General features: G+C 70.4%; 13 protein-coding genes. 5 read left to right on the forward strand and 8 right to left on the reverse strand.

Annotated features, from left to right (window positions below; translation table 11 throughout):
- Positions 1-298: 298 nt before the first annotated feature.
- Positions 299-2,338: a L,D-transpeptidase family protein gene (locus ACX9GQ_RS00800; RefSeq protein ID WP_459627620.1), complete on the reverse strand. Its 2,040-nt coding sequence runs from the start codon at positions 2,336-2,338 to the stop codon at positions 299-301.
- A 124-nt stretch (positions 2,339-2,462) separates the two neighbouring features.
- Positions 2,463-3,956, reverse strand: a complete 1,494-nt coding sequence (locus ACX9GQ_RS00805; RefSeq protein WP_459627621.1) for a sigma-54-dependent transcriptional regulator — start codon at positions 3,954-3,956, stop codon at positions 2,463-2,465.
- A gap of 157 nt (positions 3,957-4,113) precedes the next feature.
- Here ACX9GQ_RS00805 and ACX9GQ_RS00810 point away from each other — a divergent pair, with 157 nt between their 5' ends.
- Together ACX9GQ_RS00810 and ACX9GQ_RS00815 are read left to right on the forward strand one after the other, a co-directional pair.
- On the forward strand, positions 4,114-5,955 hold the full coding sequence (locus ACX9GQ_RS00810) for a M3 family oligoendopeptidase (RefSeq protein WP_459627622.1): 1,842 nt from the start codon (positions 4,114-4,116) through the stop codon (positions 5,953-5,955).
- 73 nt (positions 5,956-6,028) lie between these two features.
- Positions 6,029-7,444: an ABC1 kinase family protein gene (locus ACX9GQ_RS00815; protein ID WP_459627623.1), complete on the forward strand. Its 1,416-nt coding sequence runs from the start codon at positions 6,029-6,031 to the stop codon at positions 7,442-7,444.
- Here ACX9GQ_RS00815 and ACX9GQ_RS00820 read toward each other — a convergent pair.
- Positions 7,401-12,203, reverse strand: a complete 4,803-nt coding sequence (locus tag ACX9GQ_RS00820; RefSeq protein WP_459627624.1) for an NAD-glutamate dehydrogenase — start codon at positions 12,201-12,203, stop codon at positions 7,401-7,403. The genes ACX9GQ_RS00815 and ACX9GQ_RS00820 overlap by 44 nt on opposite strands.
- A gap of 166 nt (positions 12,204-12,369) precedes the next feature.
- Between ACX9GQ_RS00820 and ACX9GQ_RS00825 the strand changes: the two genes are divergently transcribed.
- Positions 12,370-12,918, forward strand: coding sequence for a peroxidase-related enzyme (locus ACX9GQ_RS00825; RefSeq protein WP_459627994.1), 549 nt, complete (start codon positions 12,370-12,372; stop codon positions 12,916-12,918).
- A 27-nt stretch (positions 12,919-12,945) separates the two neighbouring features.
- Here the strand turns inward: ACX9GQ_RS00825 and htpG are convergent, their stop codons facing one another.
- On the reverse strand, positions 12,946-14,850 hold the full coding sequence (htpG, locus tag ACX9GQ_RS00830) for a molecular chaperone HtpG (RefSeq protein ID WP_459627625.1): 1,905 nt from the start codon (positions 14,848-14,850) through the stop codon (positions 12,946-12,948).
- Between the two features lie 407 nt (positions 14,851-15,257).
- Here htpG and ACX9GQ_RS00835 point away from each other — a divergent pair, with 407 nt between their 5' ends.
- Positions 15,258-15,644, forward strand: coding sequence for a DUF2794 domain-containing protein (locus ACX9GQ_RS00835; protein WP_459627626.1), 387 nt, complete (start codon positions 15,258-15,260; stop codon positions 15,642-15,644).
- A gap of 12 nt (positions 15,645-15,656) precedes the next feature.
- On the opposite strand, the gene ACX9GQ_RS00840 is transcribed toward ACX9GQ_RS00835, so the two are convergent.
- The 4 genes from ACX9GQ_RS00840 to ACX9GQ_RS00855 form a co-directional block, all read right to left on the reverse strand.
- The gene (locus ACX9GQ_RS00840) at positions 15,657-16,178 is read right to left on the reverse strand and encodes an N-acetyltransferase family protein (protein WP_459627627.1); all 522 of its coding nucleotides are present in this window, start codon (positions 16,176-16,178) and stop codon (positions 15,657-15,659) included.
- Positions 16,179-16,244: 66 nt separating this feature from the next.
- Positions 16,245-17,033, reverse strand: a complete 789-nt coding sequence (locus ACX9GQ_RS00845; protein WP_459627628.1) for a Bax inhibitor-1/YccA family protein — start codon at positions 17,031-17,033, stop codon at positions 16,245-16,247.
- Between the two features lie 195 nt (positions 17,034-17,228).
- Complete coding sequence (locus ACX9GQ_RS00850) at positions 17,229-19,811, reverse strand: ABC transporter permease (RefSeq protein WP_459627629.1); 2,583 nt, start codon at positions 19,809-19,811, stop codon at positions 17,229-17,231.
- On the reverse strand, positions 19,808-20,500 hold the full coding sequence (locus ACX9GQ_RS00855) for an ABC transporter ATP-binding protein (protein ID WP_459627630.1): 693 nt from the start codon (positions 20,498-20,500) through the stop codon (positions 19,808-19,810). The genes ACX9GQ_RS00850 and ACX9GQ_RS00855 overlap by 4 nt, the downstream gene beginning before the upstream one ends.
- Before the next feature lie 28 nt (positions 20,501-20,528).
- On the opposite strand from ACX9GQ_RS00855, the gene ACX9GQ_RS00860 reads away from it, so the two are divergent.
- A complete protein-coding gene (locus ACX9GQ_RS00860; protein WP_459627631.1) occupies positions 20,529-21,260 on the forward strand; it encodes an arylesterase in 732 nt (243 codons plus the stop codon).
- The last annotated feature ends 144 nt before the right edge of the window (positions 21,261-21,404 follow it).

Raw genomic sequence — 21,404 nt, forward strand, 5'->3', positions numbered from 1 at the left:
CGGGACGGGGTGCGGACGGTACGCCGGGAGCGTGTGCGAACCAAAACGTCAACTCACGGATGCGGCGCGGGCCAGCGCGGATCGTGGCAGGATCGCTGCCATGCTGAACAGAAGCTTGCGCAAAACGGTTAATGGCACCTTAAGCCCCCTCCGGCGCCCAGCGACTCGACCATAGTCGTCCGACCGGGGGGAGCAAGCGCGCGTCCGCCTGCCGTCGGAGTGGGCATCGGGTAGGCCGGAATGGTGGCGAAATTCCGGCCGCGGCCGGGCCGCGGCGCCGGTCGCTCGACCGAGAGCGTCAGGGCTCCGCGCGCTTCAACTGCGCGAATCGCCGGCCGTCCGCCCCGACGCCGAGGGCCGTCTTCACCTTGCCGTCGTAGCCGTAGAGATCGTCGACGCGGCGCAGGCGGCCGGTCTCGTCCACCGTCAGGGTGAAATAGGTCAGGTGCACGGGCAGAGGGGTCTTGAGGCGGATCGTCCTCTCGCCCTTTCCGATCATCGCCCGCATCCGCTCCTCGGTGTAGCCCTGGTCGCCGAGCACGAACTCGGCGAGGCGGAACGGCTGCTCCACCCGCACGCAGCCATGGCTGTAGGCCCGGCGCTCGTTGGCGAACAGGTTCCGGGTCGGCGTGTCGTGCAGGTACACCGCGTGCTGGTTGGGGAACATGAACTTGATGAAGCCGAGCGCATTGCGCTCGCCCGGAGGCTGGCGCACCGAGATCGAGTTGCCGCGGCGGATCACCTCGTAGCCGCGCTTGGCGGCATAGTCGGGATCCTCCTTCAGCTTCGGCAGGATCTCCTTGCGCAGGATCGACGGCGGGATGTTCCAGTAGGGATTGACGATGACGTGGTCCATCGCGTGCGAGAAGACCGGCGTCGGCGTCTCCGTCTTGCCGATGATGACCCGCGTGCGGTGGATGACCTGCCCCTCCTCGACGAGCCGCAGCGTGAACTCCGGCAGGTTGACGATGATGTGCCGCTCGCCGAGGTCCTGCGGCAGCCAGCGCCAGCGCTCCATGTTGGCCACGATGTCGGCCGCCGTGAACGACCCGCCGCCGCGCGTGTCGTCGAGCGCCGCCACCGTTCGCCGGTCCAGCCGACCCGAGGCCGGAAGACCCCGCGCGCGCTGGAAGGCGCGCACGGCGCCGGCGAGATCCTCGTCGTAGACGTCGTCGGCACGGGCCGGGAGGCCGAGCCGGTCGCGCAGGGCCGGCACGCGCTCGTCCTGCATGCCCTGGACGAGCGTCGGCCCGTCGGCCACGGCGAGGCGCGGCGCCAGGGCCGCCGTCGAATCGCGGAGCTCCGCCAGCTTGGCGCGGAGGGCGGCATACCCCGCGTGTCGGGGCTGGAAGCCGGCGAGCACCTGGTCGGGGGCTGCCGACGCCTGCAGGGCGCCGAGCACCTCGTCGGGCCTCGGCAGGTCGAGGTCCGGCGTGATCAGGCTGGAGAGCCGCGTCGGCTCGATCCGCCCGCCGCGCGCGTCGCGGGCATAGGCGAACGCGGCGGCGGACAGCGCGAACTCGGCCTGTGCCAGCGCAGCCGGACCGGCAGCCTTGCCCGGATGCAGCACCGGGTAGGAGCCCGGGTCGAGGCCGTCGCGGTCCGCCGTCTCGAGCACGCCGGCGATGGCACGCGCGGCGGGCGTCCATGCGCCGTCCTGCAACCACAACGGCTGAAACTCGCGAGCGGCGTAGAACGCAACGAGCGCCTCCCGGTCCCGCCTTCCGACCGTGAGGCCGGCCGGGAGGGCCAATGGCCCGCTGCCGACCAGATCTCGCAGCGCGAGCACCACCGGCGCGCCGAGGGCCTCGACGGCGAGACGAGACGGCAACTCGTCAGGCAGCGGCACCGTGAAGGCTTGCTCGGTGCGTGCAACCGGTTGCAGGGCCTTCTCCCGGTCGACAATGAGGATCTCGGCGACCTCGGGGAGGGGAACGGTGACGGCGACGTCGTCGTGGGCCGGTGCCTGGGCCGGTGACGGCGGCATCTCGGCCGTGATGACGGGCGGGGGCAAGGCGTCGGGCAGCGGGACGACGACATCGACGGCCGGGCCGGCGACCATCTCGACGATGAGACGGTCAGCGACCTCCGGCAGGGCCGGCATGGCGATGGAGGGCGACGGGGCCAGTTCGTTGACGGCGAGAACCGCGACGGGGTCGTCGGGCAGGGGGATCGCCGTGGATACGTCGGCATCGGAGAGTGTCGGCCGGAGGGCCGGCGCGTCATCTGCTCGGGCGGCTGGCGCCAGCACCACGCAGAGCGCCACCGCGGATACCCCCGCCAGCGCCGCACGCAACCGCCGAACCTGCATCGCCCACTCCACCCGAATCGACGTCATCCGTGCCGCCCTGATCTTCTCGTCCCCGGCCTCGGCGAGCGCAAGCGACGCCGACGCCGCACGGCTTCTCCCTGCATCCCGGAGATGCGCTTTTCGCCGCCGCTGTTGCCGGAAAGCCTCCCGATCACGCCGCCGCGTCGGCCTGGTCGTCACCGCCGCTATCGAGCCCGAACTCCTTCAACTTCCGGTAAAGGGTCGAGCGTCCGATCCCGAGCTTTCGCGCCATTTCGGTCATGTGCCCGCGATAGTGATCGAGGGCGTAGCGGATGACCTGTTCCTCGATCGAGGCCAGGGGCCGAACATCGCCGTTCTCGTCGAGGAGGCGCATGAGGCTCGAATCCCGCAGAGTCGGAACGGGGTCATGGACGGCGGGCACGGGAGCGAGGCTCTCGGGCCGCACGGCCGGCAGCGGCGGGATGCGGACGTCGAAGCCCTCGACCTGCGCCGCGATCTGCGGGAACTCGGCGACGCCCAGTTCGTCGCCGTCGCAGAGCACGACGGCCCGGAACACCGTGTTCTCCAACTGGCGGACGTTGCCGGGCCACGCGTAGCTCGCCAGCAGCGCCATCGCCTCGGCGGAAATGCCGCGGATGCGCTTGCCTTCCTCGGTGGCGAAGCGCGCGGCGAAGCGCGAGGCGATGTCGGCGATGTCCTCGCGGCGCGAGCGCAGCGGGGGAATGGTGATCGGGAAGACATTGAGCCGGTAGAACAGGTCCTCGCGGAAGCGGCCCTGCTTCACCAGCTCGATCAGGTTCTGGTTGGTGGCGGAGATGAGCCGGATGTCGACGCGCACCGAGCGGCGCCCGCCCACCGGATCGACTTCGCCTTCCTGGATGGCGCGCAGAAGCTTGACCTGGGCGTCGAGGGGCAGTTCGCCGATCTCGTCGAGGAACAGCGTGCCGCCGCTCGCCTCGACGAACTTGCCGACGTGGCGCTCGGTCGCGCCCGTGAAGGCGCCCTTCTCGTGGCCGAACAGGATCGACTCCACGAGGTTGTCGGGGATCGCGCCGCAGTTCACGGTGACGAAGGGCTTGCCGCGCCGGTCGGACGAGCCCTGGATGGCGCGGGCGAGCAGCTCCTTGCCGACACCCGACTCGCCCTCGATCAGCACCGGGATCGTCGACTTCGACGCCCGCTCCGCGAGGCGGACCACGCGGCTCATGTCAGGGCTGCGGGTCGCGAGGTCCTTGAAGGTGAGCGTGTTGCCGGCGTGCCGGCTCATGCGGCGCAGCTCGCTCTCCAGCGCCCCGGTGCGCAGCGCGTTCTTGACCGAGACGCTGAGCCGCTCCGCGCCGACGGGCTTCACGACGAAGTCGGCGGCGCCCGCGCGCATGGCGGAAATGACGGTCTCGATGGAGCCGTGCGCCGTCTGGACGATCACCGGCACCTCGATGGCGGCCGCGGACATGCGGCCCAGCACGCCCATGCCGTCGAGGTCGGGCATCACGAGGTCGAGGACGACGAGATCCACGGGAATCGCCGCAGGGCCGTGCAGCAGGGCGAGGGCCTCCTCGCCCCCTTCAGCGACGACGGTGTCGTAGCCCAAGCGCCGCAGCATGTTGTCGAGCAGGCGACGCTGGATGGGATCGTCGTCGACGATCAGGATGGTCTTGGTCATGGAAGCCCGGGCGTGGCGACGCAGTGTGTCGTTTCGGGGCAATCCTGAGGGGGCACGGTAAACGAGCCTTTAACGGCCTGTGGCCGGGCGGCCATTGATCAGGCGGGGCCCGTGCCGATATGTGGAGATGATCCCCGCGGCGAAACCGGTGAACCCGATGATCCACGTCCACGCCCGCCCGACAGCCCCCTCCGGCGGCTCCGGCTCCCGCGGCCAAGCCCTCGGCGACCTGCCAGAGTGGGATCTGGCGGATCTCTATCCGTCGATGGACTCGCCCGCGTACCTCGCCGACCTCGAGCGCGCCGAGAAGGACTGCAAGGCCTTCGCCGACCGGTATCGCGGCAAGCTCGAGGCGCTCCTCGCCGGTCCCGAGCCGGCCGCCGCTCTGTTCGAGGCGGTGAAGCGCTACGAGGGCATCGAGGACCGCCTCGGGCGCATCATCTCCTTCGCCGGCCTCGTCTATGCCGGCGACACGACCGACCCGCACCGGGCGAAGTTCTACGGCGATGCGCAGGAGCGGCTGACCGCGGCTTCGTCGGACCTGCTCTTCTTCCAGCTGGAGCTCAACCGCCTCGACGACGCGCGTCTCGACGCGCTCGCCGCGCAGGCGCCGCTCGACCATTACCGCCCGTGGCTGGAGGACATCCGCAAGGAGAAGCCCTACCAGCTCGACGACAAGCTGGAGCAACTCTTCCACGAGAAGTCCGTGACCGGCCGTGCGGCCTGGAACCGCCTCTTCGACGAGACCATCTCCTCGCTCACCTTCCGGGTCGCCGGCGAGGACCTGACGCTGGAGCCCACGCTCAACCGCCTGCAGGATTCCGACGGCGCGGTGCGCAAGGAGGCGGCGGAGGCGCTGGCGAAGACCCTCGGCGGCAATCTCCGCATCTTCACGCTCATCACCAACACGCTGGCCAAGGACAAGGAGATCGCCGACCGCTGGCGCGGGTTCCGCGACGTCGCCGAGAGCCGCCATCTGTCGAACCGTGTCGAGCCGGAGGTAGTCGAGGCCCTCGTGTCCGCCGTGCGCGAGGCCTATCCGCGCCTGTCGCACCGCTACTACGCGCTGAAGGCGCGCTGGTTCGGCGTCGACGCGCTGAACCACTGGGACCGCAACGCGCCGCTGCCGAAGGTCGAGCAGCGCACGATCCCCTGGACCGAGGCGCGCGACACGGTCCTCGACGCCTATCGCGGCTTCGACCCGGCCATGGCGGACATCGCCCGGCGTTTCTTCGACGACCGGTGGATCGATGCCCCCGTGCGGCCTGGCAAGGCGCCGGGCGCCTTTGCCCATCCCACCGTGCCGTCGGCGCACCCTTACGTGCTGCTGAACTACCAGGGCCGGCCGCGCGACGTGATGACGCTCGCCCACGAACTCGGCCACGGCGTTCACCAGGTGCTGGCGGCGCCGAATGGCGCGCTGATGGCGCCGACGCCTCTGACGCTGGCCGAGACGGCGTCGGTGTTCGGCGAGATGCTGACCTTCCGCGCGCTGCTGGACCGCACGTCCGACAAGGCCGCTCGCAAGGCAATGCTCGCCGCGAAGGTCGAGGACATGATCAACACGGTCGTGCGGCAGATCGCCTTCTACAGCTTCGAGCGCGTCGTCCACACGCGCCGCGGCGCGGGCGAACTGACGGCAGAGGACCTCGGCAAGGCGTGGCTGGAGGTGCAGGCCGAGAGCCTCGGCCCGGCGATCCGCCTCGGCCCGGGCTACGAGACCTTCTGGGCCTACATCCCGCACTTCGTGCATTCGCCCTTCTACGTCTATGCGTACGCCTTCGGCGACTGCCTGGTGAACTCGCTCTACGGCGTCTACGAGAAGGCGGAGGGCGGCTTCGCCGAGCGCTACCTTGCCATGCTCGCGGCCGGCGGCACGAAGCATCATTCCGAGCTGCTGGCGCCGTTCGGGCTCGATGCCCGCGATCCCGCGTTCTGGCAGATCGGCCTGTCGCTCATCGAGCGGCTGATCGGCGAGCTCGAGGCGATGGACGCCTGACGCCGCTCGATCCGTCGGGCCTTCGCGCGCGTAGACGGTCGACATCCACCGCCCACGGACCCATATCCCGCGCATGAGCAGACGAGACGAGGAAGCCAACCGCCTGAGCGCGCGCGTGTCGCGCTATGCGCGGGTGGGAGCGAACGTGGGCGGCGTGGCGGCGCGGATCGCCGGGACGCGGCTGTTCGGCATGGACGACCGCGACCGGTCGAACGCCGCGGCCCTCATGCAGGCCCTCGGCGGCCTCAAGGGCCCCATCATGAAGGTCGCCCAGTTGATGGCGACCATCCCCGACGTGCTTCCGCCCGAGTACGCCGAGGAGTTGTCCAAGCTGCAGAGCGAGGCGCCGCCCATGGGGCCGGCCTTCGTCAAGCGCCGGATGATGGCGGAGCTCGGCCCCGACTGGCAGAAGCGCTTCGCGTCGTTCGACCTCCACTCCACCGCGGCGGCCTCGCTGGGGCAGGTGCACCGGGCGACGACGCTCGATGGCGAGCCCGTCGCCTGCAAGCTGCAGTACCCGGACATGCAGTCGGCGGTCGAGGCGGACCTGCGCCAGCTCAACGTGCTCTTCGCCATCCACCGGCGGATGGACCCGGCCATCGACACGACGGAGATCGCCAAGGAGATCGCGGCCCGCGTCCGCGAGGAGCTCGACTACGACCGCGAGGCGCGCCACGCGAAGCTCTACGCCCGCATGCTCGCCGACGAGCCGCTGGTGCGCGTGCCGGTCATCCACGATGACCTGTCGACCACGCGGCTGCTGACGCTGGGCTGGCTCGACGGCGAGAAGCTGCTCGCCTTCAAGCAGCACGACCTCGCCGACCGCAACCGCATTGCCACCGCCATGTTCCGGGCGTGGTGGCTGCCGTTCAGCCACTACGGCGTGATCCACGGCGACCCGCACCTCGGCAACTACACCGTGTTCTCCGAGAAGGGCTCGCCGGCAGGCATCAACCTGCTGGACTACGGTTGCATCCGCATCTTCCCGCCGAGCTTCGTCGGCTGCGTGGTGGACCTGTACAAGGGGCTCCTCGAGGGTGACGAGGCGCGGATCGTCCACGCCTACGAGATGTGGGGGTTCCGCGGGCTGACGAAGGAGCTCATCGAGATCCTCAACATCTGGGCCCGGTTCATCTACGGGCCGCTGCTCGACGACCGCGTGCGCACCATCGCGGACGGCGTCAGCCCTGGCCAGTACGGGCGCAAGGAGGCCTTCACGGTCCACAAGGCGCTCAAGGAGAAGGGCCCCGTCACGGTCCCGCAGGAGTTCGTGTTCATGGACCGCGCCGCGATCGGGCTCGGCGGCGTGTTCCTGCACCTGGCGGCCGAGCTGAACTTCTACCGGCTGTTCAACGAGGCCATCGAGGACTTCTCGCTCGACGTCGTCTCGAAGCGGCAGGCCGACGCGCTCGCGTCCGTCGGGCTGCCGCCTCCTGTGTCCTCCGTCAGCGCCGCACGAGGTCGCCGAGCAGGCTCGCGGCCACGGTGAGCTTCGACAGCGTGAGCCCCGACGCCGCGATCGCGTCGACGCTCGCCACCAGCCGCTCCACGTCGGTGCCGCGGCTTCGGCTCCACGCCGCCACAGCGTCCGCGCCGGTGCCGTGGCCGCCCGCCGCCACCTCGCGGGTCAGTGCCCGGTGGGCGCTCTCGATGGTGGCGAGCGCTCGGTCGAGCGCGAGCCGGTCGTAGTAGTCGGCGAGCGGGACGTCCCGGGCCGACGCGACGATCTCCGCGACTCGGAAGCGGGCCGCGACGGCAAAGTGGATCGCCGCGACGTCGGCGATGGGCTGACCCGTCTCTTCCGCCACCAGCACCACGTCCGGCGCGACGTAGAGCGCGGGCAGGATCGAGATGCGGACGGCGAGCGCCTCGGGCACGCCGTCGGCCATGAGCGCGGCGGCGCGGCGCCCGGCGGCCTCGGTCTGCGCGGCGCTGAGGCTGGAAGCCAGCGACGCCTCGACGGCGGCGATCCCCGGCCTGAAGCGTGCCACCGTGGCGGCCAGCCCGTCGCCGGCGAGGTCGACGTGCCGGATGAACCACACCATCCGCGACAGCAGCAGGTCCTGCACCGCGCCGTAGAGGCGCAGCTGCAGCGGGCCGGCGACGCGGTTGTCGAGCTTGTCGATCGACCGGTTGGTGGCGAGGAGGTCGTAGCTGTCGCGCACCGCCGCGTAGCCCGTCGCGATCGTCGCGGCGTCGGCGCCCGTCTGGTCGGCGAGGCGCACGAGCACGGTCGGGCCGGTCCGGTTGATCACGGCATTCGCGAGCTGGGTTGCGATGATCTCGCGCCGCAGCCGGTGGCTCGCGATGGCGTCGGGGAAGCGGGCGAACAGCGTCCGGGGGAAGTAGCTCTCCAGCTGCAGCGAGAGGTACGGGTCGTCCGGCACGCGGCTCGCCAGGATCGCATCGTGCAACGCGAGCTTGGCGTAGGCGAGCAGCACGGCGAGCTCGGGCCGGGTCAGGCCCTCGCCGCGGCGCTCGCGCTCGGCCAGCGCCACGTCGTCTGGCAGGTACTCCACCGCCCGGTCGAGCCGCCCCGCACTCTCCAGGACCTGCATCAGGCGCCGCGCGTAGCCGAGCTCGTCGCGGCCGCGCTGCTCGGACAGCGAAAGTGCCAGCGTCTGCAGGTAGTTGTTGCGCAGCACCAGCTCGCCGACCTCGTCGGTCATCTCGGCCAGCAGCGCATTGCGCGCCGTGGGGTCGAGGCGCCCGTCGCGCTCGGGCGTCGCCAGCGCGATCTTGATGTTCACCTCGACGTCGGACGTGTTCACGCCTGCCGAGTTGTCGATGGCGTCGGTGTTCATGCGCACGCCTGCCCGCGCCGCCTCGATGCGGCCGAGCTGGGTGCAGCCGAGGTTGGCGCCCTCTCCGATGACCTTCGCGCGCACCTGTGCGCCGGTGATGCGGATCGCATCGTTGGCGCGGTCGCCGACCTGGTCGTCCGTCTCGGTCGCGGCGCGAATGTAGGTGCCGATGCCGCCGAACCAGAGCAGGTCCACCGGCGCGCGCAGGATGGCACGCATGACCTCGAAAGGCGTCGCCTCGGGCTTGTCGATCCCGAGCAGGGACCGCACCTCCGGGCTCAGCGCGATGCTCTTGGCGGAGCGTGCGAACACGCCACCGCCGGTCGAGATCAGGCTCTTGTCGTAATCCGCCCAGGACGAGCGCGGCAGGTCGAACAGCCGTCGCCGCTCGGCGAAGCTCGCGGCGGTGTCCGGGTTCGGGTCGAGGAAGATGTCGCGGTGGTCGAAGGCGGCCACCAGACGGATGTGCGGCGACAGCAGCATGCCGTTGCCGAACACGTCGCCGGACATGTCGCCGACGCCGGCCACGGTGAAGGGCGTCGTCTGGATGTCGGTGCCGATCTCGCGGAAGTGACGCTTCACCGCCTCCCACGCGCCGCGGGCGGTGATGCCCATCTTCTTGTGGTCGTAGCCCTGCGACCCGCCGGAGGCGAAGGCGTCGCCCAGCCAGTGGCCGTGCGTGAGCGACAGGTCGTTGGCGATGTCGGAGAACGTCGCCGTCCCCTTGTCGGCGGCGACGACGAGGTAGGGGTCGTCGCCGTCGTGGCGCACCGTGTTGGCGGGGGGCACGACGCGCTCGCCCTCGAGGTTGTCGGTGAGGTCGAGCAGCGTGCCGACGAACTCGCGGTAGGCGGCGATGCCCTCGGCCATCCAGGCCTGCCTGTCCGAGGGCGGCGGCAGGTGCTTGGGCACGAAGCCGCCCTTGGCGCCGACGGGCACGATGACGGCGTTCTTCACCTGCTGCGCCTTCACCAGACCGAGGATCTCGGTGCGGAAGTCCTGCCGGCGGTCGGACCAGCGCAGGCCGCCGCGGGCGACCTTGCCGAAGCGCAGGTGCACGCCCTCGACGCGGGGCGAATAGACGCTGATCTCGTAGAGCGGCCGGGGCAGGGGAAGGTCGTCGATGCGCCCGCTCTCGAACTTGAACGCGATGGTGCCGCGCGGACGCCCGTGCTGGTCGAGCTGGTAGAAGCTCGTGCGGATGGAGGCCTCGATCAGGTTGACGAAGCGGCGCAGGATGCGGTCCTCGTCGAGGCTGGCGATGGCCTGCAGCCCCGTCTCGATCTGGGCGCGCAGCGCCGTCTGCCGGTCGGCCCGGCCGTCGTCCGGCAGGCGGGGGTCGAAGCGGGCGTGAATCAGGTCGACGACCAGTGCAGCGAGGGCGGGATGCTTCGCCAGCGTCGCGGCCATGTAGTCCTGGCTGAACGGCACGCGTGCCTGCTGCAGGTAGCGCGCCAGCGCCCGCAGCGCGGCGACGTCCCGCCAGCCGAGGCCGGCCTCGAGCACCAGTGCGTTGAAACCGTCCGACTCGGCCTCGCCCTTCAGCACCGCCATGAGGGCGGATTCGAGACGGTCGCGCAGCGCATCGTCGAGCTCGATGCTCGCGCCGCGCGCGCGCTCCAGGGCCATGTCGTGCAAAGCGGCGGGCGTCGCATCGCCGGCGGGCGCGACGCTGTAGGTGCGCTCGCTGACCACGCGGAAGCCGAGGTTCTCCAGCACCGGGACGCGCTCGGACAGCGGCAGGCTGGCGCCGTGGCTGAACATCATCAGCGCGATGCGGCCGTCGCCGTCGCCGGACCGGCGTGTGATGCGCACGGCGAAGCGCCGCTCGGGCGACAGCCGTTCCAGCACGGCGATGTCGGCCACCGCGTCGGCGGGATCGACGGCCTCCCGGTAGGCGGCCGAGAAGGCGGCGCCGTAGCGGTGCGCGAGGTGGCGTGTGCGGGTCGGGTCGTGGCTCAGGGACAGCCGGTCGCGCAGGGCGTCCGACCATGTGCGCACCACGGCCTCCACGGCGGCCGTCGCGGCGGCGGCGGTCACGGCCGGTGTGGCGCCCTCGTAGCGGCCGATGACGTAGTGGGTGCGGGCGAGCGGGCCCTCGGGATAGGCGGGGTAGCCGGCCGAGTAGCGGCCCTCGAAGAGCCGGGCGAGGGCCTCGCCGACGCGCTGGCGCACGCCGCTGTCGTAGCGGTCCTTGGGGATGTAGACGAGGATCGAGACGAACCGGTCGAAGCGGTCGGGCCGCGGCAGCGCGAGGATGCGCGGGCGCTCGTAGAGCCGCATGATCTCGGTGGCGAAGCCGAGCAGCGTGTCGACGTCGATCTGGAAGAGCTCGTCGCGCGGATAGTTCTCCAGCACGTTCATCAGGGCGCGGCCGGAGTGGCTCGACGGGTCGTAGCCGGCGCGCCTGAGCACCTGCGTCGCCTTGTGGCGAACGTAGGGGATCGCCGCCGTCGTCTCGGTGTAGGCGCTCGCGGTGAACAGGCCGACGATGCGCAGCTCGCCCTGCAGGATGCCGTCCGGCGAGTACTGCTTCACGCCGACGTAGTCGAGGTGCACGCGGCGGTGGACGCGCGACTTGACGCTCGCCTTGGTGACGATGAGGGGCACCGGCTCGGCGAGAAACGCGCGGATTTCGGGCGTCGTGACGACGAGCTCGCGGCCCCGGCGCAGGATGCGCACGTCGGGATCGGACAGGATGCCGAGGCCCGTCCCGGAGATCGCTTCCTCCGAGCCGTCGCCGCCGTAGCGGTACTCGCCCACGCCGAGCAGGGTGAAGTTGTCGGCCGCCAGCCAGTCGAGGAAGGCGACGGCCTCGCTGATCTCCTCAGCGGGCAGCGGCGGCGGGTTGCTGCGGTAGAGATAGCCAAGGCCCGCCACCCTGCCGCGCATCGCGCCCCAGTCGCGCACGGCGACGCGGACGTCGCCGTAGACCTTCTCCAGCGACTCGACGAGGGCCCGGCGGACGCCGTCGTCGTCGATGCGGTCGAGGTGGACCTGGATCAGGCTCTCGCGCCGCGTCCCCGGCTGGCCGCTGGCCGACGCCTCGCCGGCGAAGCGGATCAGCCGGCCGTCGGGCGCGCGCTCGACCGCGAGGATGGGGTGCGCGACGAAGCGCAGGTCGAGCCCGCGCTCGGTCAGCTCCGCAAGGGTCGAGTCCAGCAGGAACGGCATGTTGTCGTTCAGGATCTGCAGGACGGTGAGATCGCGCAGGCGCCCGTGGCTCTTGGTCTCGCAGTCGATCAGCCGGATGGCGCTGCTGCCGCCGGGGTGCGCCTCGCACAGCTGGTCCCAGGCCATCGCCGCGAACCGCGCGACCGCCTCGGGCGCGTACTGGTCGAGGTCGGCGGGCGACACGCGCCCGTAGAGAGCGTCCCGGAACTCCGGCGGCTGAACGGGCCCTTCGCCCGATGCAGGCGCCGCATCGCGCTCTTGGATCGTCATGGCGTCTTCCCCCGTCGACGGTCCACCGCATGCCGTCGTAGGCTGCAGCTTACCGGCGCAGTGGTAGAGAAACCATGACGAAGACGGGCCGCGGGAGGTGCATATGACGACGAAGAAGCCCGAAACCGGCGAAAAGCCCCGCCCGCAGGCCGGCCGCGACGCTCCGATGGCGCTCGATCTCGCCCAGGCCGACCTCTCCCCGGCGATGGCGGCCTATTTCGAGAAGTGCCGGGAGAAGATCGGCTTCATCCCCAATGTCCTCTCGGCCTACGCGCACGACATGGCGAAGCTGGAGGCATTCGTCGCCTTCTATAACGACCTGATGCTTGCGCCCTCGGGCCTGAGCAAGCTCGAGCGCGAGATGATTGCGGTCGTGGTATCGTCCGAGAACCGCTGCTTCTACTGCGTCGTCGCCCACGGGGCCGCGGTTCGGCAACTCTCCGGCGACCCCATCCTCGGCGAGCTCATGGCGACGAACTGGCGCGCGGCGGACCTGTCGCCCCGGCACCGGGCCATGCTGTCCTTCGCCGCCAGGATCACGCGCGACAGCCATGGCATCGGCGAGGAGGACCGGCAGGCCCTGCGGGACGTGGGCTTCGGCGACCGCGACATCTGGGACATCGCCGCGGTCGCGGCCTTCTACAACATGTCGAACCGCATGGCGTCCGCCGTCGACATGCGCCCGAACGACGCCTACCACGCGCAGGCGCGGTAGGCGTCCTCCACGCGCCGACGCCTGTGCTCAGCCGAGCGCCTTCGCCAGCAGCGCGTTGAGGCGCTTCGCCGACGCGGCCGGGTCGACGGGCGGCAGGCCCTCCGCGGCGCGCGCCTGGTCGAGCAGGAGGTGGGCCGCGTCGCCGATCGCGTCGCGGTCGCCACCCGTGGCAAACTTCTCGGCGAGCGACTGCACCAGTGTCAGCCGGGTGTTGATCTCCAGCACCGGCTTCTGGCCGCCCGTGGCCCTGCCGCTGGCGGCGAGCAGCTTCTCCAGCCCGCGGTCCGGCCCGTGCTCGGCGGCGACGAGGCAGCTCGCGCTGTCGGCGAGGCGGTTCGAGGCGCGCACCGTCTCGACATGGTCCTCCAGCGTCTCCTTGAAGAAGGCGAGCAGCGTCGCGACCTTCGCGTCCACGTCCGCGGCCGGCGGCGTCGCCGTCTCGTCGAGCAGGGGGACGAGGTCGATGTCGGCGGCGCCCTGCGTCACCGACTTGAACGGCTTGCCCTCGAAGCCGATCGCCGCGTTCACCCAGAACGCATCGACGGGATCGGACAGGAGCAGCACCTCGATCCCGCGGGCGCGGAAACCCTCCAGATGCGGGCTGGCGGCGAGGCGGGCCTTGTCGTCGCCGACGAGGTACCAGATCGCGGTCTGGTTGGGGCGCAGGGCCTCGACATAGGCCTTGAGCGAGCGGTCGCCGTCCGGATGGGTGGACGTGGTGAAGCGGGCCAGCTTGTACAGCTGGTCGCGGCGTTCCATGTCCTCGTAAAGACCTTCCTTCAACACGGCGCCGAAGGCGTTCCAGACCTTCCCGTAGGCCTCCGCGTCATTCTCCGCGAGCTTCTCGAGGTCGGAGAGCACGCGGTTGGTGACGCCCTTGCGGATGGCGCCGAGGATCGCGCTTTCCTGGATCGTCTCGCGGGAGAGGTTCAGCGGCAGGTCGGCGGAATCGACGATCCCGCTGACGAAGCGCAGGTAGCCGGGCAGGATCTCGATGTCGTCGGCGATGAACATCCGCCGCACGTAGAGCTTCATGCGGCCCTTGCGCATCGGGTCGAACAGCGCGAACGGCGGCTGCGAGGGCACGAAGGCGAGCACGGAGTATTCGTGCCGGCCCTCGGCGCGCCAGTGCAGCGTCATCGCCGGATCGTCGAACTGGCCGCCCAGCGACTGGTAGAAGGCCTTGTATTCGTCCGCCGTGATCGACGACTTCGGCTTCGTCCACAGCGCCGTGCCGTCGGTGACGGACCGTGGCTCCGCGCCTTCGGCCTCGACCAGCTCGACGGGGACCGGGATGGCACTGCCGTGCGCCTTGACGATGCGCTCGACGGTCCAGGGTTCGGCATAGTCGGCGGCGTCCTCCGACAGATGCAGGATCACGCGGGTGCCGCGGGCGGGGGCGTCATCGAGGTCGCGCGGCTCGATCGTGTAGGTGCCGTGCCCGTCGGACGACCAGCACCACGCCTCGGCCGTTCCCGCCCGGCGGCTGACGACGTCCACCCGGCCGGCGACCATGAACGCGGAATAGAAGCCGACCCCGAACTGGCCGATCAGCCGCGACCCGTCGCCCTGCTCGCCGAGTGCCTCGATGAAGGCCTTGGTGCCGGAGCGGGCGATGGTGCCAAGCGCCTCCAGCATCTCGTCGCGGCTCATGCCGATGCCGTTGTCGGCCACGGTCAGGGTGCGGGCCTCCTTGTCGAGGCGGATGACCACGTGGAGGCGGGTGTCGTCGCCGAGCAGGTCGGCCTGCTGGAGCGCCAGCGTGCGAAGCTTCTCGCAGGCATCGGCGGCGTTGGCGATCAGCTCGCGCAGGAAGATGTCCCGGTCGGAATAGACCGAATGGACCATGAGGTGCAGAAGCCGCGAGACGTCGGCTTCGAACGGACGGCTCTCGGCCGCTCCCGGGCTCGTGCTCAGGGTATCCGTGTCCACGGGTGCCTCGTTCTGTCAGTGCATGGGTTCGCGGCGCAGGCCGCGCGTCCTGCATATCGAGCCAGGGCCGTGCTTTTTCAAGACGCCGTCGTCGCGGTCGCCGCAAAGGAAAAGGGCCGGTCCTTTCGGACCGGCCCTAGGGGCAGGGTATCCGTCGCGGAGTGTACCGTCCGAGCCCGGGGGGCTGGGGGCTGATCGATTCCGAGCCCGGCGGCAAACCCTTCGCAACGTGAGCAGATTCACCGGGCAGTGCGGCCTCCGTTGGCCGTGCTCGGGGCAAAATCGTGGCATCCGGTGACGTTTCCTTGACCGCGGCGGGCATTGAACCGGGTCGACGATTCCGCGTTCCCTGCGGGGTGCCGGCGTGCCAATCTGTCGGTTCCCGACAGCCGATCGCAGGAGGCGCGATGAGCGAGAGCGACGTCTCGGAGCCCGTTTCGGTGGCGTGGCGCCCCGGCCCCGGGCCGGCGACCCCGCCACCGGGCCCGGCGCCCCAGCAGGTCGTCTTCGACCGCGAGGAGCTGCGGCAGCTGTTCAATCTCTACGGCCGGAAGGTGGCGGAAGGCGAGTGGCGCGACTATGCACTCGACTTCCTCAGGGACCGTGCGGTCTTCAGCGTTTACCGCCGCGCGACCGAGTATCCGCTCTACCGGGTCGAGAAGGATCCACGCCTGGCCCGCCGCCAGGGCGCCTATTCGGTCGTGACGCAGAGCGGCCTGGTGCTCAAGCGCGGCCACGATCTCGACCGTGTGCTGAGGGTCCTCGACAAGCCGGTGAAGCTCGTCGACCTCTAGCACGGCCTTCGTTCAGCGCGATGGCGGCGTCGCGTCGCCGGCGCCGAGCGGGCGCTGCATGAGGACCTGGTCGAGCCAGCGCCCGTGCTTCCAACCGACGCAGGGCACGATCCCGGCCGCGATGAAGCCGCAGGAGGCGTGCAGCGCGATCGACCCTGTGCTCCGGCTATCCCCGATCACCGCCACCATCCGGCGCATCCCAAGGTCCGTGCAACGCGCGACGAGGGCTTCCAGCAGCGCCCGGCCCACTCCCTGGCCGTGGCACGCCGGGTCCACGTAGATCGAATCCTCGACGGCGAAGCGGTAGGCAGGCCTTGGCCGGTAGGCCCCGGCATAGGCGTAGCCCGCGATCCGGCCGGCGCGTTCGAGCACCAGCCACGGCATGGCCGCCTCGACGACCCGCTCCCAGCGCTGCCGCATCTCGCCGACCGCGGGGGGCTCGAGCTCGAACGACGCCGTCCCGTTGAGAACGGCGTCGGCATAGATCGTGGCCACCGCCTCCATGTCGGCCGCCGTCGCGTCACGGATGGTCATGCGCCTCCCCAAACGAAAAAGGCCCCGGTCTCCCGGGGCCTTATCTAGCACATCGTGCCGTTCCGCTTACTCGTTGCGCTGGCCGACCAGCGACAGGAGCATCTGGAACATGTTGATGAAGTTCAGGTAGAGCGACAGGGCACCCATCACCGAGGCCTTGCCGGCCAGTTCGCTGTCACCAGCGACCACGTCGTACTCGTTCTTCAGGCGCTGCGTGTCCCACGCCGTCAGGCCGGCAAAGACGAGCAGGCCGACGATGTTGATCACGAACTGGAACGTGCCGCTCTGGAAGAACAGGTTGACCAGGCTCGCGATCACGAGGCCCCAGACGCCCATGATCAGGAAGGCGCCCATGCCGGACAGGTTCTTCTTCGTCGTGTAGCCGATCAGCGAGAGACCGCCGAAGGCCGCCGCCGTGATGAACAGCGTCTGGACGATGCTGCCCATCTTGAAGACGAGGAAGATCGAGCCCATCGACAGGCCCATCACCGCCGCGAACGCCCAGAAGGTCGTCAGCAGCGACGAGTAGCTCATCCGGTCGAAGCGGAACGACAGGAAGAACACGAATGCCAGCGGGGCGAGCATGACGACCCACTTCAGCGGGCTGCCGTAGAGGGCGACGCCGAAGCTCGTCAGGTAGACGCTGCCCATCCGGGCCGCCGCGGCGGACGGATCGGTGGTCATGGAGGCCATGCCCACGCCGAGGGCGACCAGCGCCGAGATCGCCAGCGCCAGCGTCATGTGGTTGTAGATGCCGAGCATATAGGCGCGCAGGCCCATATCGTACTCGGCGGCGCCGACGCGGGAGTAACCCGTGCCGAACGGCGCTGCAGCGTTGCGATCGTAGTTAGACATGTGAGTCCTCTCGAAGAGCGGATTCAGAAACTCTGCCGCCGGGGGATCCCGACGTTGCAAGGAATATGAGGGGCTGATTTGCGAAAAACAAGGGGCGTGCAGAAGTTCGCGTCCTTCCGCCGCGTCGAAAGGAGTCGCCACGGCGGCACCATACAGAAGAGTCGCAACCTAGACTGAACGCCCCGTGAATTACACTTACAGGTTCCGTAGATAAGGCGCCGGCTTCTGCCCGAGGATACGCCAAGTTCCAATGAGCCCAAGGAGGATCGTCAGGGCGATGGCGCCGCCGGCGACAAGAAGAGCGCCGCCGATGTCCCAGGTGAACGACAGCTTCATCACCGTCGTGAGCACCCACCATGCGGCGATACCTCCGGCCAGCGCGCCAAAGACTGCCGTTGCCAGCCCGATGATCCCGTATTCGAGGATGTAGGCGGCGAGCAGCCGGCCGCGGGTGGCCCCGAGCGTCTTCATCACCACCGCGTCGTACACGCGGGCCCTGTGGCCGGAGGCCAGCGCGCCGGCGAGGACGAGGATGCTGGCGAGGATGGCGACCGAGCTGGCGCCTCGGATCGCCATGGCGAGCTGGCCCACGACCTCGTTGACCGCCTCGAGCGCGTCCTTGACGCGGACACTGGTGACGTTGGGGAAGTCCCGCCCCGCCGCGGCGAGGATACGTGCCTCCTGCTCGGCCGTGGCCCCGCCGGGGAAGGTCACGGTGGCGAGGTTGGTGTGCGGCGCGCCGGCGAAGGTATTCGGCGAAAACACCATCACGAAGTTGATCCCGAGCGTCTGCCACTCGACCCGGCGGAAATTCGCGACCTTGGCCGAGATGTCGCGGCCGAGCACGTTGACGGTGATCGTGTCGCCGATCTTCAGGCCGAGGCCGGCGGCGACCTCGGCGTCGAAGGAGACGAGTCGCTCCCCGCGGTGGTCGGGGGCCCACCAGGTGCCCTCCACCAGCCGCGAACCCTCCGGCAGCGCCGGCGAGAAGGTGATGCCGCGGTCTCCCTCCAGCACCCACTGCGCGTTCTCGGCCGCCTTGACCTCGGAGGCCCGGACGCCGTTCAGCGCGACGAGGCGCCCGCGCATCATCGGGACGCGCTCGACGCGGGCGCCGGCTGCGTTCTGGGCGAGGAAGCCGTCGAAGCGCTCCACCTCGCGACTCGGCACGTCGAGGAAGAAGAAGCTCGGCGCCCGGTCGGGCAGGGAGCGCGCCAGCTGGGTGCGGATGGTCCCGTCGATCAGCGCCAGCGTCACCAGCAGCGTCACGCCGAGGCCGAGCGACAGCACGAGGGAGGGGGTCGGCGCGCCGGGCCGGTGCACGTTGGTCAGCGCCAGCCGCAGCTCGGTGGTCTTCGGCCGGGGAATGCGAGCGGCGCCCGCCATCATGGCCGCCCCCACAAGCCGCAGCAGGACGAAGGCGCCGGCCGTGCCGACGACGGCGCCGATGGCGATGCGCTTGTCATACGAGAAGGCGATGGCGCTGCCGGCCAGCGCCGCGACGGCGGCGATGGTGAGCAGGATGTAGCGGCGACGCGGCCAGCGCCGCCCGGGCTCGACCGCATCGCGGAAGAGGGCGGAGACCGGGATGTCGTGGACCCGCCCGAGCGGCCAGAGCGAGAAGGCCAGCGCCGTCATCAGCCCGTAGAGGGCGCCGAGGCCGAGTTCGCGCGGGTAGAGGTGGGGCTCCAGCGGGACCGGCAGGAGGTGGCCGACCGTCGCGGTGAGTGCGAACGGCAGGATCGCTGCCGCAACCAGACCAATCACCACGCCGAAGCCGGCGAGCACGAGCACCTCCGCCAGCGCGATGACGAAGACGCGCCCGCCCGTGGCGCCAAGGCTCTTGAGGGTGGCGAGCGAGGCGCGACGCCGATCCACGTAGGCCGAGACGGCGTTGGCCACGCCCACGCCGCCCACGACCAGCGCGGCGAGGCCGACGAGGGTCAGGAACTGGGTGAATCGCTCGATGTTGCGCTGGAACTGCGGCGCCGCGTTGACCCGGGAGCGGACCTCGAAGCCCGACTGGGGCAGCTCCCGCTGCAGCGTGTCGGCGAACTCCTGCAACCTTCGGTCGTCCGAGGCTCCGGAGAGCACGACACGATGGTTCCACCGGACAAGGCTGCCGGGCACGAGCAGGCCCGACGCGCGCAGCGCGTCTTGGCTGACGATGATGCGCGGGCCGAAATTGATGCCGGCGGAGACCTTGTCAGGCTCCGAGACAAGTTCCGCAGTGAGGACCAGATTGGCGTCGCCGAGACGGACCGTGTCGCCGATCTTGAGGCCAAGGCGCGCGAAGAGCGCCGCGTCGGCTACGGCGCCGAAGGACGCCCCCTTGGGGGCGACGGCCGCAGCGATCGGACCCGGCGGGTCGAGGACCACCGACCCGACCGCCGGGTAGGCGCCATCAATCGCCTTCGGCTCCACCAGCGACGAGGTGCCGTCCGGCTTGCGCACCATCGCGCGCATGGTGGCGACGGTCGTGACGGCACCGAAGCGCCGGATCACGGCCAGTTCGTCGGCCGTCGCCTCGCGCTGGAGCAAGCTCGCGGCGACGTCGCCCCCGAGGATGAGCCGGCCCTGCGAGGCGAGGCCGTCGGTAAGGGAGCGCGCGACCGAGCCGACGCCGGCGATCGCCGCGACGCCGAGCGCAATGCACGCGAGGAAGATGCCGAATCCGCGGATCCCGTGCCGCAGGTTGCGCCCGGCGAGGCGCAGGGTCAGCGACAGCCCGGCGCCTTCCGTCGGCTGGGCGGCCGGTCGTTCGAGCGCCAGCGTCATGCCGCCACCGTCTGCTCGGGGCCGGTCACGATGCGGCCGGACCGCAGCGTGATCATGCGGTCGCAGCGCTGCGCCAGCCCGCGGTCGTGCGTCACGAGCACCAGCGTCGTGCCGCGCTCGCGCTTCATCTGGAACAGCAGGTCGACGATCTGGCTGCCGGTTCGCTCGTCGAGGTTTCCTGTGGGCTCGTCGGCCACGACGATGGCCGGATCGGGAGCCAGCGCCCGCGCCAGCGCCACGCGCTGTTGTTCGCCGCCCGACAGCTGGGCCGGAAAATGGGAAAGGCGGTGCCCGAGGCCGACGGCCTCCAGTTCGGCGGCCGCCTTGTCCCGGGCGCCGGCGATGCCCGCCAGTTCGAGCGGAATGGCGACGTTCTCGAGTGCGCTCATCGTGGGCAGGAGGTGGAAGGACTGGAAGACGATGCCGATCCGGCGGCCCCTGAACCGGGCCAGACCGTCCTCGTCGAGCGGCGCGAGGTCCTCTCCGTCGATCCGAACGCGGCCGCTGTCGGGGCGCTCCAGGCCCGCCAGCGTCATCAGGAGCGTCGACTTGCCCGATCCCGACGGGCCGACGAGGCCGACGGCCTCGCCGCGGTCGACGGTCAGGGACACGCCCTTCAGGATGTGGACGCGGGCCGCGCCGCGCCCCAGGCTCAGTTCGACGTTCTCGAGTTCGATAGCCTTGACCATCCTGCCGCCTGCACCGATGTGAGCCTGCATGACCGAAGCGAACCCCCCCGAGGCCGCGCGATCGTCGTCGTCATATGGTGACACCCGCGTCGAGTTCCAGCATATCCCCGTCCGCGCGCCCAGCCGGCGCACCTTCGCCGCCCTGCTGGGCGGTCTTGTGGCGGCAGTCGTGACGACCGGCGCGACTGCAGCGACGCCCATCCGGCTGGTCGTCCTGGGCGACAGTCTCAGCGCCGGCTACCAGTTGCCGCAAGGCGCCGCGTTCCCGGAGCAGTTGCAGGCCGCCCTGCGTGCCCGCGGTCGCGCCGTCGAGATCACGAACGCCGGCGTCTCGGGCGACACCGCTTCACAAGGTCTTGATCGCCTCGACTGGTCGGTTCCGGAGGGGACGCAGGCCGTGATCGTCGAGCTCGGCGCCAACGACGCGCTGCGCGGCGTCGACCCGGCCGTCACGCGCAAGGCGCTGTCCACCATCGTCGAGACGCTCAAGTCGCGTGGGATCGCCGTCATGCTGGCCGGCATGCTGGCGCCGCGGAACATGGGCGCCGACTACGCCGCTGCCTTCGACCGGATCTACCTGGACCTCGCGAAGCAGTACGGTGTGCCGCTCTATCCGTTCTTTCTCGACGGGGTCGCCGGCGTGGCGAAGCTGAACCTGCGGGACGGGATTCATCCGACGGCCGAGGGCGTGGGCGTAATCGTCGAGCGCATCCTGCCGTCGGTCGAGGCCTTCCTGTCCACCGTCAAGCCGTCGAGCTGACCCTCTGCGCCTTCTCCCCGAGGCCGCGGGGCGGCGTCGATCCGGGACTGGCGGGATGGCCCGGTCCATGCTTTGTAGCGCCCCGGCCTGACCCGGCCGTTGCCCTCCTGCCTCTGCGCCGGTTCCCGGCGCTGCCGTCCCCCC

It is taken from the genome of Alsobacter sp. R-9 (assembly GCF_054612375.1).